The sequence below is a fragment of the Nocardia sp. NPDC047654 genome, assembly GCF_043205035.1.
In the GTDB taxonomy this organism is placed as follows: Bacteria; Actinomycetota; Actinomycetes; order Mycobacteriales; family Mycobacteriaceae; genus Nocardia.
On record NZ_JBIDDF010000007.1, the window covers coordinates 129,919 to 143,244 of the forward strand.

The 13,326-nt window shown below is 68.2% G+C and carries 12 protein-coding genes; 7 read left to right on the top strand and 5 right to left on the bottom strand.

Annotation, left to right across the window (positions count from 1 at the left end; genetic code table 11):
• Positions 1–45: 45 nt before the first annotated feature.
• Both ACGF7Y_RS20405 and ACGF7Y_RS20410 read right to left on the bottom strand, forming a co-directional pair.
• On the bottom strand, positions 46–717 hold the full coding sequence (locus tag ACGF7Y_RS20405) for a response regulator (protein ID WP_393235958.1): 672 nt from the start codon (positions 715–717) through the stop codon (positions 46–48).
• Positions 699–2,387, bottom strand: coding sequence for an ATP-binding protein (locus ACGF7Y_RS20410; RefSeq protein ID WP_393235960.1), 1,689 nt, complete (start codon positions 2,385–2,387; stop codon positions 699–701). The genes ACGF7Y_RS20405 and ACGF7Y_RS20410 overlap by 19 nt, the downstream gene beginning before the upstream one ends.
• A gap of 156 nt (positions 2,388–2,543) precedes the next feature.
• Here ACGF7Y_RS20410 and ACGF7Y_RS20415 point away from each other — a divergent pair, with 156 nt between their 5' ends.
• The 3 genes from ACGF7Y_RS20415 to ACGF7Y_RS20425 are packed head-to-tail and all read left to right on the top strand — an operon-like array spanning position 2,544 to position 5,276.
• Positions 2,544–3,350: an ABC transporter ATP-binding protein gene (locus ACGF7Y_RS20415; RefSeq protein ID WP_393235962.1), complete on the top strand. Its 807-nt coding sequence runs from the start codon at positions 2,544–2,546 to the stop codon at positions 3,348–3,350.
• Positions 3,340–4,224 carry an ABC transporter permease gene (locus ACGF7Y_RS20420; RefSeq protein WP_393235964.1) on the top strand — a complete coding sequence of 295 codons (885 nt, stop codon included), beginning with the start codon at positions 3,340–3,342 and terminating at the stop codon, positions 4,222–4,224. Before ACGF7Y_RS20415 ends, ACGF7Y_RS20420 begins: the two co-directional genes overlap by 11 nt.
• 2 nt (positions 4,225–4,226) lie before the next feature.
• On the top strand, positions 4,227–5,276 hold the full coding sequence (locus tag ACGF7Y_RS20425) for an ABC transporter substrate-binding protein (RefSeq protein ID WP_393235966.1): 1,050 nt from the start codon (positions 4,227–4,229) through the stop codon (positions 5,274–5,276).
• A 57-nt stretch (positions 5,277–5,333) separates the two neighbouring features.
• On the opposite strand, the gene ACGF7Y_RS20430 is transcribed toward ACGF7Y_RS20425, so the two are convergent.
• Positions 5,334–6,800, bottom strand: coding sequence for an APC family permease (locus ACGF7Y_RS20430; RefSeq protein WP_393235968.1), 1,467 nt, complete (start codon positions 6,798–6,800; stop codon positions 5,334–5,336).
• Positions 6,801–7,024: 224 nt separating this feature from the next.
• On the opposite strand from ACGF7Y_RS20430, the gene ACGF7Y_RS20435 reads away from it, so the two are divergent.
• A complete protein-coding gene (locus ACGF7Y_RS20435) occupies positions 7,025–8,263 on the top strand; it encodes a NupC/NupG family nucleoside CNT transporter (RefSeq protein WP_393235970.1) in 1,239 nt (412 codons plus the stop codon).
• A 25-nt stretch (positions 8,264–8,288) separates the two neighbouring features.
• On the opposite strand, the gene ACGF7Y_RS20440 is transcribed toward ACGF7Y_RS20435, so the two are convergent.
• On the bottom strand, positions 8,289–9,401 hold the full coding sequence (locus tag ACGF7Y_RS20440; protein WP_393235972.1) for a fatty acid desaturase: 1,113 nt from the start codon (positions 9,399–9,401) through the stop codon (positions 8,289–8,291).
• A 517-nt stretch (positions 9,402–9,918) separates the two neighbouring features.
• Here ACGF7Y_RS20440 and ACGF7Y_RS20445 point away from each other — a divergent pair.
• Both ACGF7Y_RS20445 and ACGF7Y_RS20450 read left to right on the top strand, forming a co-directional pair.
• Positions 9,919–10,863 (top strand): GlxA family transcriptional regulator, encoded by a 945-nt coding sequence (locus tag ACGF7Y_RS20445; RefSeq protein WP_393235974.1) that lies wholly within the window; start codon positions 9,919–9,921, stop codon positions 10,861–10,863.
• A 317-nt stretch (positions 10,864–11,180) separates the two neighbouring features.
• On the top strand, positions 11,181–11,627 hold the full coding sequence (locus tag ACGF7Y_RS20450; RefSeq protein WP_393235976.1) for a hypothetical protein: 447 nt from the start codon (positions 11,181–11,183) through the stop codon (positions 11,625–11,627).
• Positions 11,628–11,631: 4 nt separating this feature from the next.
• Here ACGF7Y_RS20450 and ACGF7Y_RS20455 read toward each other — a convergent pair whose 3' ends face one another.
• Complete coding sequence (locus tag ACGF7Y_RS20455) at positions 11,632–12,387, bottom strand: siderophore-interacting protein (protein WP_393235978.1); 756 nt, start codon at positions 12,385–12,387, stop codon at positions 11,632–11,634.
• A gap of 110 nt (positions 12,388–12,497) precedes the next feature.
• Here ACGF7Y_RS20455 and ACGF7Y_RS20460 point away from each other — a divergent pair, with 110 nt between their 5' ends.
• The gene (locus ACGF7Y_RS20460) at positions 12,498–13,325 is read left to right on the top strand and encodes an NADPH-dependent oxidoreductase (RefSeq protein ID WP_393235980.1); all 828 of its coding nucleotides are present in this window, start codon (positions 12,498–12,500) and stop codon (positions 13,323–13,325) included.
• Position 13,326 lies beyond the last annotated feature (1 nt).

Here is a 13,326-nt window from a genome sequence, read left to right on the forward strand (position 1 = left end):
TCAGCGGCTTCGATCCGTGCTCGGAGACACGAGGGTATCGCCCGCTCAGCGCTGCGCTACGGCGGAGTACTCCTGTTCGGGCCGCCCCGTGGTGCCGTAGCGCAGGCTCATGCGCACCGCGCCGCCGGCCACGAGCCCGGCCAGGTAGCGCTGGGCGGTCGCCCGGGAGACGCCGATGGCGCTCGCCACCTCGCCTGCGGACAGGGGCGTTTCCGCTGCGAGAATTGCTTGCAGCACAGCGTCTTTGGTGGGAGAGGACGCGGTTGCCGATGGGCTCGCGGTGGCCGCGGGCCGCAGTGCGTGCAGCGCGGCGGACACCCGGGCGTTGTCGATCTGCGGCGCCGCGAGGATGCGCCGGTACCGGGCATAGGCGGCCAGCCGGGCGGCCAGGTCGGTATGCGGAAACGGCTTGACGAGGTAGGCCAGCGCGCCCGCCGCGATGGCGGCCCGCACGGCCCCGCTCTCCGTCGAGGCGGTGAGCATCATCGCGTCGCAGCGGATCTCGCGGACGAAATCGATGCCGGATCCGTCCGGCAGATAGACGTCCACCAGCGCCAGGTCGATCGGGTCCGCCGCGACCAGTTCCCGCGCGGACGCGAGGGTGTTGGCGGTGCCGGCCACCGTGAAACCCGGTATGGACCGCACGATTCCGGCATGCAGGTTCGCCACCCGGAAGTCGTCGTCGACGACGAGGACGGTCAAGGTCGGCGCGGCCATGCCACCTCGCTTTCCACGAGCACACCGGGGACGCGGGCGATGAACTCCGCGCCGGTGAGCGGCGGCGGCCCGCCGCCGGGGCTCGACAGGCGCACGTCGCCGCCGTGGGCGCGGGCGATCTGGCGGATCAGGGCGAGGCCGACACCGCGCCCGCCGGGTACGCCGCGCTCGTCGCGGGTCGAGACCCCTTCGGTGAACAGCGTGTCCACCAAGCCGGGCGCGACGCCGTCGCCGGTGTCGGCGACGGTGATGTGCAAAGTCGAATCCTCCTGCACCAGTTCGACTTCCACCTGCCGCACCGCCCGGTCCCCGGCGCGGACTGCCTCCATGGCGTTGTCCAGCAGGTTGCCGAGCACGGTCGTCACGTCCACCGGATCGGTGAGACTGCCCTCGACCCAGGTGTTGGGGCCGAGTACGAGTTCGACGCCGTTCTCCCTGGCGTGCGCGGCCTTGGCGGCCAGGAATGCCTGCAGGTACGCGTCGTGGATGGCGTCGATGCCCGGTGTCGCCGGGCCGAGCGGGCCCGCACCGATCAGTTCGTCGACGGACCGCGCCGCCTCCCCGACCCGCCCGCCGTGCAGCAGGCCGCTGATCAGGTGCATCTTGTTGGAGAACTCGTGGCGCTGCGCGCGCAGCACCGTGCTCATCGACTGCACCGCGTCCAGTTGCCGGGTCAGCGATTCCACGTCGGTGCGGTCGCGCACGGTGAGCACCGCGCCGAGATCGCGCCCGTCCCGGACCACCCGGCGCGCGGAGACGATCACGATGTTCGCGCCGACCGTCGCCGAGGCGGGCTGCTCGTCGAGGTCGCGAAAAACTTCGAGCACGCGGGGCGTCAGCCCGAGCTCGTCCACCGGACGCCCGATGTCCGGCGCGACACCGAGCAGCCTGCGGGCCTCGTCGTTGACGAAGGTGGTGCGCCACGACGCGTCGACCGCGAGCACGCCGCCGCCGATACCGTGCAGCACCGCGGCTTGGCCGCGGACCAGTTCGGCCAGCTCGTCCGGTTCCAGCCCGAGCGTGAGCCCCCGCCACCGGCGGGCGAGCAGGATCGATCCGGCGATGCCGACCGCGAGCGCCACCGCGACCAGCGCGCCCGCGGTGCGCAGGTCGCCGAGCAGTTGATCGTGCACCGCGTCGGTGGCGATGCCGACGCTGACCGCGCCGACCACACGGTCGGAACCGGGAGCGAGTACCGGGACCTTCGCGCGCACCGAGTCGCCGAGCGTGCCGCGTTCCTCGGTGATCGACTCGCGGCCCGCGAGCGCCTCGGACGGATCGGTGCTGACGTGCTCGGCGAGCCGTCCGGCGTCCGGATGCGCGAGGCGGATGCCCGCGTCATCGGTGATCACGACGAACAGCGCACCGTTGCGCTGCGTCGCGTCCACCGCGAGCCGCTCGAGCGGGCCGGCGGCCAGCTCCCGGCGCACGGCGGGATCGTCGGCGACCGCCCCCGGGGCGTACCTCCCCACCTCGGCGCGCACCACCGGGTCGGCGGCGACGGTGCGCGCGACAGCCAGCGCGCGCTGGCCGTAGGCGTCGCGCAGCCGCTGGTCGCTGAGGTAGCCGAACACCGCGAACGCGACACCGAGGGTCAGCGCGACGACCAGGATCTGCGACAGCAGAACCTGGGTCCGCAATCGCACGGCCCGCGCGCCCTCAGTGGCCATGGGCGCAGCATAGGCGCGAATTACCGCGCACGGGAACGTGAGCAGAATGCGCAAAACCTGCGAATCCCGCGTTTGTGGCGCTTGTGCGCACAAGCTCGGGGGTGTGACCGGGGACACGTACGTTCGCACTACCCGATCTCGCAGGAGTAGGAAGCAATGACGCAATCACTCATCGAGCTGCGGAGCGCGACCAAGCGCTTCCCCGGCACCGGCGGTGGCATCCACACCGCCGTGCGCAATCTGAACCTCACGGTGCGGCCCGGCGAATTCGTCGCCGTCGTCGGCCCGACCGGATGCGGCAAGTCCACCACGTTGTCGCTGGTGTCCGGGCTGGAACCGGCCTCGGCCGGCCGGACGCTGGTGCGCGGTGAGGACGTCGACGGCATCCCGGACGGCATCGGCTACATGTTCCAGCAGGACGCGGTGCTGCCGTGGAAGAGCGTGCTGGACAACGTCGCGCTCGGCCCGCGCCTGCGCGGCGCGTCGAAAGCCGAGGCGCGCGCGAAGGCGTCGGGATGGGTGCGCAAGGTGGGCCTGGCCGGATTCGAGAGCTACTACCCCCACCAGCTGTCCGGCGGCATGCGCAAGCGCGTGGCGCTGGCGCAGACGCTGGTCAACGAGCCGGAGATCCTGCTGATGGACGAGCCGTTCAGCGCACTGGACGTGCAGACCCGCCAGCTCATGCAGGACGAACTGCTGCGGGTCTGGGCGGGCACCAACGCGGCGGTCATCTTCGTCACGCACGATCTGGAGGAGGCGATCGTGCTGGCCGACCGGGTGGTCGTGATGACCGCGAGCCCGGCCACCGTCTGTGGTGACTTCCCCGTCGGCTTGGCGCGGCCGCGCAGTGTCGAGGAAGTCCGGCTGACGACCGAGTTCCGCGACATCTACCAGGAGATCTGGCAGACGCTGCGCGATCAGGTCGAGGCCGCCCGCGCGAAGGGAGCCTCCCGTGTCGCATGACGTGCTGGCGCCCGACGCCGCCGCGCCGGTGGTGGAGAACGAGACCGAAGAGCAGATCCTGGCCAGGGTGCGCACCACCGCGCGGCGCGCACGGATCCGCACCTGGGGCCTGCGCGCCGCGCTGGTGGCGCTGTGGCTGGGCGCGTGGGAACTCACCGCCACGGTGTGGATCGATCCCTTCTTCTACTCCAAGCCCTCGCTGATCTGGGCGCGGTTGGTGGAATGGTTCACCGAGGGAACGCAATTCGGCTCGATCTGGCTGCAGATCTACACCACCGTGCAGGAAGCCGTGCTCGGTTTCGTGATCGGCACGGTGGCCGGCGTCGTGCTGGGCGTGCTGCTCGGCCGCAGCCGGTACTGGGCCGAAGTGCTCGCGCCGTTCATCAAGGCGCTCAACGCCGTTCCGCGCATCGTGCTGGCCTCGCTGTTCATCATCTGGTTCGGGCTCGGGCTGAGCTCCAAGGTGGCCACGGTGGTGGTGCTGGTGTTCTTCGCGGTGTTCTTCAACGCGTTCACCGGTGCGCGGGAGGTCGACGGCAACGTGATCAACAACGCCCGCATTCTCGGCGCCAGCCGCAGGCAAGTGCTGGTGTCGATCGTCCTGCCCAGCGCGACCACCTGGATCCTGTCCAGCCTGCACACCGCCTTCGGCTTCGCGCTGATCGGCGCGGTCGTGGGTGAATACGCCGGTGCCGGCAAGGGTTTGGGACTGTTGATCAGCAACGCGCAAGGCACATTCGACTCGGCGGGCATCTACGCGGGCATGATCGTCATCACGGTGATCGCGTTGATCGCCGAGTGGGGGATCGGCATGGCGGAGAACCGGTTGCTGAAGTGGCGGCCCTCGCAAGCGACCTCGAACCACGGGATCTGATCATGAGGTATCGCAAGCAGCTGGCGCTCGTGGCCGTCGCGATCGCGGCACTGCTGACCGTCACCGGATGCCGGGACTCCCGCACCATTCCGATGGCCGACGGGCGGCCGCAGATCACCATCATGGTGGGTGGCCTGGAGAAGGTGATCTATCTGCCCGCCATGCTCACCCAGCGACTCGGCTTCTTCGAGCGCAACGACATCGACGTGAGATTGCTCGGCGAACAGTCCGGCGCCACGGCCGAGACCGCGCTGCTCACCGGCGATGTGCAGGGGGTGGTCGGGTTCTACGACCACACCATCGACCTGCAGGCCAAGGACCAGTGCATCCGCTCGGTGGTGCAGATGTCCGATGTGCCGGGCGAGGTGGAGCTGGTGTCGAGGGCGGACGCGGACATCACCTCGGTCGCCGACCTGCGCGGCAAGAAACTGGGCGTGACCTCGCTCGGTTCCTCGACCGACTTCCTCACCCAGGCGCTCACCGGCCAGGAGGGCATGACGACCGCCGAGTACACCCGGGTGAAAGTCGGCGCGGGACAGACCTTCATCGCGGGCATGAACCACGACGGCATCGACGCGGGCATGACCACCGATCCCACCGTGGCGCAGATGGTGAACTCCGGGGAGGCGCGGATTCTGGTCGACATGCGCACCGAGGCGGGCACCCGGGCCGCGCTCGGTGGGCTGTACCCGGCGACGTCGCTGTACATGAACTGCGCCACGATCGACGCCCACCCGGACATCGTGCGCAAGCTCGCCGCCGCGTTCGTGCAGACGCTGCAATGGATCCGGACGCACACGCCCGAGGAGATCGCCGCGAAGATGCCGCCGCAGTACGCGAGTGCGGGCAAGGACCTCTACGTCCAGTCGATCCGCGACTCCATCGGCATGTTCAACGGCGACGGCCTGATGAAACCGGAGGGCGCGCAGAACGTGCTGGACATTCTCGGCAAGTACTCGAAGAACGTGCGCCCCGTGCGCGATCGCATCGACCTGTCGGAGACCTACACCACGCAGTTCGTGGAGGAGGCGTTGCGCGCGCCGCGCCAGTAGGCCGGTGACCACCGCCGAGCCGCCCGAAGCCCAGCTGCGCTCGGGCGGCTCGGCCGGTCAGTGCTCGAAGACGCTCACATCACCGGGTTCGGTTTCGAGCGCCCGCCGGTCGAACGCCAGCAGGGCGAGGAAGAACACGCCGCCCGTAACGACCAATCCGGCGACGATCACGACCGGAACGAAGGCGTCCGAGGGCGTCACCAGGACGAACAATGCGACAGCCGACCACACCAGCGCGCCGATGGCGACCGGCAACTCGAAGCGCCCGAGGTCGAACGCGCCTTTCCTGCGGTCCAACCGGCGGCGCACCGCCAGGTAGAGAACGACTGTCGAGGCGTAGATGAGTGCGGGCAGGATCGTCGACGCCGTGATCAGCTCCAATAGCGCGTCGCCCGGCAGGGCGATCATCAGGACCACACCGAGGAGAAAGATCAGGATCGTCGCCGGGACCGGCGTGTGGGTGCGAGGGTCGACCCGGCGCATCAGCCGGTGGGCGGGGAAGCGCGCGTCGCGGGACATCGCGAAAACCAGCCGCGAGCACGCGGCCAGCACCACCATCCCGGCGCCGAAGAACGCGAACGTGATCGCCGCCAGCAGCGTCCGCTCCATCACCGGACCGAGCTGATCGCGCATGATCGCCGCGACCGGCGAGCCGCTGGCACTGATGCGGGGGATGTCGTCGATCGCGACGGTGAGCGCGATCAGGAACAGCAGCCCCAGCACCCCGGCGGCCACCACCGATCCCACGATCGCGCGCGGGACGCTGCGATGCGGGTCCTCGGCCTCTTCGGCGAGGTTGGCCGCCGCGTCGAAGCCGACCAGCGTGCCCAGGCCCATGAGCATGGCGAGCATCAACCCGCCGCCGACGGTGAAGTAGTCGGGAGCGTTCTCGGTGACACCGCGGGAGGTGAGGTTGCCGGGGGCGCCTCTACCGGTGATCACCACCGCGACGACGAGCGCGATCGCCAGCACCACCACGAGCCCGAGTTCGAGCCCCACCGCGCTGGTGTTGATCATGCTGACCAGGCGCGTCGACGCGATGGCCAGCACCGCCTGGATGAACAGCACCACGAGCGTGATCAGCCGGGCGGTGTCCTCGTCCGGCTCGATGCCCGCGAGCGGCATGAAGGCCTGGCTCGCCAGCGCGTTGTCGACGGCCACCACGGCGATCGCCAGGTAGCAGAAGGTCACCCACCCGAACCACCAGCCGATCTTGGGGTTGGCCAGTCGCGATGCCCACTGGTAGGAGGAGCCGCTGAGCGGGATGCGCGCCGCGAACTGCGCGACCACCAACGCCACCAGAGCCTGCCCCACCGCCGCGACGATCCAGAGCCAGACACCCACCGGACCGGCGTTGCGCAACACGTCGTCGTAGGTCGCGAAGATGCCGACCGCCACCGAGATGAACGCGAACGAGATCGCGAACACCTGGAAGGAGCCGAGGGTCCGTTCCAGCTCCTGCCGGTAGCCGCCGGCCTCGACGGAATTCTCGTCGGCCTGCGAGTGCGCCGAAGCTCGCGCCACCTTCGCCACCTCACCTTCGATAGAAGTGGTGTACCGACCCGGAGGTCGATCGGGAAGGTCATCAGGTTCAGAGATTGTGGCGACCGGTCTGCCACCGATCATCCCTTCCCACCTGGGCGATGTCACTGCTCGTTCGCGGAGCTAAGTTCCGGAGCCGCTGCTGATCTTCTCAGCCGTGGAGACACCGCACCATAGACCGACATGAGAGTTGGTCCCACAAGCCGGTGTACGTCACGGCGGCCGAGGTGCGCGTGCATTATCTGATCGGATTCGTCGGGCTGGCGTGCTTCCTGCTGCTGGCATGGTTGCCCAGTACCGACCGCCGCGCCGCCGCCGGAAGGCTGCCGCGGATCGCGGTCCTGTTGCTCCTGCAGATCGCGCTAGGTTTCCTGTTGCTGAAAACGGGGATCGGGGGAACCGTGATCCGGGCGGTCAGCGACACTTTCGCCCATATCCTCGGCTACGCCGCACAGGGTACGGCGTTCGTGTTCGGCGACCTGCCCAGCGTCGGCGGCAGCGGGCCCGCGTTCCTCTTCGCGGTCCTGATGCCGATCGTGCTCGTCTCCGCGCTGATCGGCATCTTGCAGCACCTGCGGGTGCTGCCGTTCGTCATCAAGTACCTCGGTCTGCTGCTGGCGTGGGTGAGCGGCTTCGGCAAGATCGAATCGTTCAACGCGGTCGCCTCCGCCATCCTCGGTCAGTCCGAGGTGTTCATCTCGCTGCGCGCCATGCTCGACGACATCCCGTCGCAGCGGATGTACACCCTGGCGGCCTCGGCGATGTCGACGGTCTCGGCGGGCATCCTCGGCGCCTACATGCAGCTGATCGACCCGAAGTACGTGATCGCGGCCATCGTGCTGAACATGCTGGGCGCTTTCGTGGTGTGCTCGCTGATCAACCCCTACGTGGTCACCGCCGCCGACGACGCGCGGCTGCTCGGCGAGGAGATCTCCGACAGCCGTAAGGCGCAATCGTTCTTCGAGATGCTCACCGAATACATTTTGGTGGGTTTCAAGGTGGCTTTCACCGTCGCGGCCATGCTGATCGGATTCATCGCTCTGCTGGCCATGATCAACGGAATCTTCGCCGCCCTGTTCCACGGCACCACGTTCCAGGATCTGATGGGGCACATCTTCGCCCCCGCCGCCTGGCTGACCGGCATCCCGTGGGACGAGGCGGCGGCCGCGGGCCGATTCATGGGCACCAAGCTGGTGTCCAACGAGGTGGTCGCCATGCAGGAGCTGAACCGGCAACACGGGGGACTGTCCGACCGCACCGTCGCGATCGTGTCCACCTACCTGGTGTCGTTCGCGAACTTCTCCACCATCGCCATCGTCACCGGCGCGGTCCGCAGCCTCAGCGAGAAACAGGGCAGCGTCATCGCCCGCAACGGCCTCCGCCTGCTCTACGGCGCCACGTTGGTCAGCTTCCTGTCCGCCACCATCGTCGGGCTGCTGAGTTAGTATTGCAACGGAAGTCGGGATCGCGTCACTGGTGACGTTTTCCCTTCAGCGGCAACGACTTCGGTTCCGGCGAACCAGGCCGATCATTCCTTCGATCGATGAGCTCTATACCGGTGAATTCACCGAGCCGCGCGCTGGTCTCGCCCTCCGAAACCTGACGCACAATGTCTCGGAATTGCCATAAAACGTTTCCGGACCGGGGTGCGGTGTCCTCGATGGTGCGTGCGTAAACAGGGTCGAGCAATCGAATTTCATGCGCTTTGGGGAGATTCCAATACGGAATCATCGGCGAGAGATGGTGATCCAGGTGGTATCCCTCGTTGTGTATACCCAGGAAATGGTAGGAGATCGGCCCCAACGCGCGATGGCGAGTGGTGTGTAGATCTATGCTGTTATTTCCTACCAGGGGGAAATGTTCCAGCAATGCCATGTACCAGTTGATCAGTGGGAATACGAACAGCAGCGGGATGATCCAATACAGCAGGAATTGGGTTCCGTAACCGGTTGTCGAGCAGAGCAGGCCCAGCGTTGCCAGATAGCACACCACTGCCAACCCGGGGCGGACCTCGTCCCGGGTTCCGGAGAGTCTCAACTCCTTCACGATGGCCGACGTCTCCCGCCCCAGGAGCGGCATCACCATGTGACGCCACACGAACTCGGCGCCGGATTGCGGCTTGTACAAGCCCGCGGTGATATGTGCCCGGAAATCCGGATCTGTGCGCACATCGCCGAAGCTGCCGTGATGATCGCGCATGTGGCTCCGCCGGAACGCGTCGAACGGTTGCAGGATCACATACCCCGAGAACCATGTTCCCAAAAACCTGTTGACGCGCTCGTTTTCGGCCAGCGTCCCGTGCACGGCCTCATGAACCAGTGTCGCGAGCGCGCGCTGCCTGGTTGCGATGGCAGTCAGACCCACGGTGAGATAGACGAGCCACCATATCCACCCTGATAGCTGCTCGCACACGATGACAACAGCCGCGATCACCGCCCAGTCGCCGATCAACGCCAACGGCCCGTGCCAATTGTCCAGCTGCCGGAGTTTTTTGATCTCCTTGTTGATGTCGGGGGCGAACCTGTAGCGAGGTACTCGACCAGGAAGTGGAGCGATGCCATCGCTTTGTCGTTCTTCGGGCAACGCTGCATCCTTGCTGCGGCTTCCTGCCGCTGACGAATCCGCTGCCGATCGGTCGTACACGACCGGATCGGCGCGTGAGGTGAAAGGGTGCGGGAGTTCTCGATGCCGAGTCGCGTGACGGAGCCACATCGAGGGTCTGTCCTGTCGTCGGTGTAACTCGTCTCCATTCCTGGTGATTCGGTGACTGGCGGGTGGCGAACAAGCGTCGGTCGAAGGCGCCGTTGCCGGCTCGATTCAGGTGTCCGGTCCGGTAAGCACCTCCGGCTTCGCCGGGCCGCGTAGCCCTCGATCCTCCTGGCGCGCTTGCCAGTTCGAAATAGTCCTCCATCCTACCCTCGAGCGCGGGCTCCACCACCGGCTTCGTCATCCGTGCTCACAGCCCGCCCACGCCGACCGGGATCACTCGCGGCCACATGAGGAAACTTCGAGTGCGCGCGTAGCCCGCTCGATCCGTGATGTCCGGATCTGTGGGGGAGGCGTCCTTGTGGACTCGCCGCACCGGCTCGAGACTGGGTGCATGGAGGCGAGCGGTGACGTCGTGGTGGCGGTATCGGACGGAGTGCTGATGCTCGATGTCGCCGGACCGGTACAGGTGCTGCACTGGGCCGGGCGCCGCATCCGATTCGCCTCGCCCGACGGCGCTGCGGTCCGCACGGACGTCGGTGTGCCGCTCGGCGTCGACGGCGCGCTGAGCGAGCTGACCGGATCGGTGGACATCCTGCTGGTGCCCGGGTATCCGCCGGAGGACCGTGTGCCGACCGCGCTGGTGGAGGCGGTGCGCGCCGTCGGCGGCGCGGCGCGGCGGGTGGCCTCGGTGTGCACCGGCGCGTTCGTGCTGGCCGAGGCCGGATTGCTGGACGGGCGGCGCGCCACCACGCATTGGCTGGCGTGTTCGGCGCTGGCCCAGCGGTTTCCGCGCGTTCGAGTGGAAGCCGACGCCATCTATCTGCGCGACGGCCCGGTCATCACGTCCGCCGGAGTCACCGCGGGTATAGACATGGCTTTGGCGCTGGTGGAGGAGGAGCACGGCGCGGACCTCGCGCGCTCGCTGGCCAAATACCTCGTGGTGTTCCTGCACCGGCCCGGCGGCCAGTCGCAGTTCAGTGTGCGCACGAGTATTCCGACGCCACGCACCGACGGCCTGCGCCAGGTGGTCGACGCGGTGATCGCCGACCTGTGCGCCGATCACAGCCTAGCCGCCATGGCCGCCCGCGCCGCGCTGAGCGAACGCCATTTCAGCCGCCTGTTCCGGCAGGAGATCGGCATGACGCCGGGGCGTTACGTCAAGCAGGTGCGGCTGGAAGCCGCGCAAGCGCTGCTCGAATCCGGCGACGAGCCGATGACGACGGTCGCCCGCCGCAGCGGGTTCGGCTCCGAGGAGACGATGCGCCGCACCTTCCTCGAACTGCTCGGCACCTCGCCGAGCGACTACCGCAGGCGCTTCCGCGCGCCCGCGCGCTGATCGCACCGTTCACGAATCAGGAGTACGACCATGTCTCTGTCTCGTCGTGCCGCGCTGAGCGCGGGAATCGCCGCCGGCGCGTTCACCGTGGCGACGAAAGTGGCTTCGGCACAGGGATTTTCCCTGAGTAACCCGGCGACATCCGTGGCGGACGCCGCGAATCGGCTCATCGCCGCCGAACTCTCCCCGATGCTGCGCAACCACAGCGTGCGGGGTTTCCTCTTCGGGCGCGCGGTCGCCGAACGGCAAGGCTTGCGGCCCGGCGCCGACTACGACGAGGAAACCATGTATCTGATCTGCGCGCTGCACGACCTCGGTTGGCCGACAGCGCGGAGGGCGACCAGAAGTTCGAGATCGGCGGCGCCGATCGCGCCGCGCGATTCCTCGAGGACAACGGTGTCACCGACGCCAGGGTGGACACGATCTGGGACGCCATCGCCGCGCACACCTCGGGTTTCACCGACTCGCCGGTCTGGCGCCGCCGCAGGCCGCCGGAAACGTGGATCGCCGTGGACGGCATCGGCGTCGACGTGGGCGGTTCCCCCGCCGACCTGCCGTTCGGCTACGCCGACCTGGTGCACGGCGCCTATCCGCGGCTGGGCGGCAGCCGCGCGCTCGGCGCGGCGATCGAAGCCCAGGCGGTGGCGAACCCGCGGAAGGCGCCGCCCACAAGCCTCGCTCGTGCGATCCTGCAGCAGCGCCATCCCGAACTCCCTACGCTCACCTGGGACGCGATCGTGTCGATGAGCGGGTGGGGCGACTGACGATTCAGGCGTTGGCTTCCTCGGCCGCCCGCAGTTCGGCCTTCCATTCCCGGAAGCCTTCCTCGGTGCGGCCGCGGCGCCAATACCCGGAGATCGACGCCGCCCACTCGGCGGGAACGCCTCGATCCCTGCGGATGTAGCGCCGCAGATCCTTCATGACCGCCTCGGCCTCGCCGTGGATGAACACCTGAACCTGTCCGGGCGCCCACGACGCGGCACGGACGGTTTCGGCGAGCACTTCGCCAGGGGGCCGGACGCCGCGGTGCAGCCAGGTGAGCTCGATGCCGTCCGGCTTCTTCAGCGGGAGTTCGTCGTCGGGACCGGCGACCTCGACGAACGCCAGGCCGGTCGCTTCGGCGGGCATCGCCTCGAGCGCGGCGGCGATGGCGGGCAACGCCGCCTCGTCACCCGCCAGCAGATGCCAGTCGGCGTCCGGGCGCGGGGAGTAGGCGCCGCCCGGGCCGTACAGGTCGACGGTGTCGCCGGGTTCCACCGCGGCTGCCCACGGTCCCGCGAGGCCCTCCGCGCCGTGGTAGACGAAATCCACCGCGATTTCCCCGGCGACGCTGTCCACCGATCGGACGGTGTAGGTGCGCAACACCTCGTTCCCGTCCTGCGGGAAGATGAACTTCACATACGAGTCGGTGAACTCGCTGGGCCGGAACGCGGCGAAGCCGGGGCCGCCGAGGTGCACCCGGATCAGGTGCGGGGTCAGCCATTCCGTGCGTTGCACCGTGAGGGTGGTGCGGGGACGTGCCAAGGGAACCTCCGATAAATGTTATTAGGATTGCCTTACTTACCCTACTCGTGTTCGGCTCAGGGTGCGGCCAACCGCTGACGGCGCGCCGCGCGGGCGAAAGGATGATGCCCATGACGCAGTCCGTGCCGACACCGACCCACGCCGTGCAACAGCGCTACCGCGATCCTCGACCGGTCGAACCCGCGCCGTGGAATCAGGTCCTGCAAGTGCTGCACGAACATCGCTCGGTGCGCCGCTACCTGTCCGACCCCGTGCCCGATGCCACGCTGCGACTGCTGATCTCCGCGGCGCAGTCCGCGCCGACCTCGTCGAATCTCCAGGTCTGGAGCGTCATCGCGGTGCGCGACCCGCAGCGCAAGGCACGCTTGGCCGCGCTCGCGGGCGACCAGGCCCACATCGTGCAGGCACCGGTGCTGCTGGTCTGGACGGCCGACTTCGCCCGCCTGCGCCAGCTCGCCGAAGACCGGAGCGCGCCGCTGGAGGGCGCGGACTACCTCGAGTCGAGCTACGTCGGCTTCATCGACGCCGCGCTCGCGGCGCAGAACGCGGTCGTGGCGGCGGAATCGCTCGGACTCGGCACCGTCTACATCGGCGCGTTGCGCAACAAGCCGGAAGAAGTCGCCGCCGAACTGGGCCTGCCGCCGCAGGTCTTCGCCGTCTTCGGCTTGGTGGTCGGCCACCCCGACCCCGCCGAGGACGCGCGGGTGAAACCGCGTCTTCCGCAGGAAGCCGTGCTGCACCGGGAAACCTACGATCTGGCCGCGCAGCGGTCGCACGTAGCCGAGTACGAGACCCGAATCGCGGAATTCTATGCCGAGCAACAGCTCGCGCATTCCTGGACCGAGCGTGTGCTGGCCCGGCTGGCCTCGGCGGCGGCGCTCAACGGCAGGCACCGGCTGCGCGAATCGCTGAACAACCACGGCTTCCGGTTGCACTGAC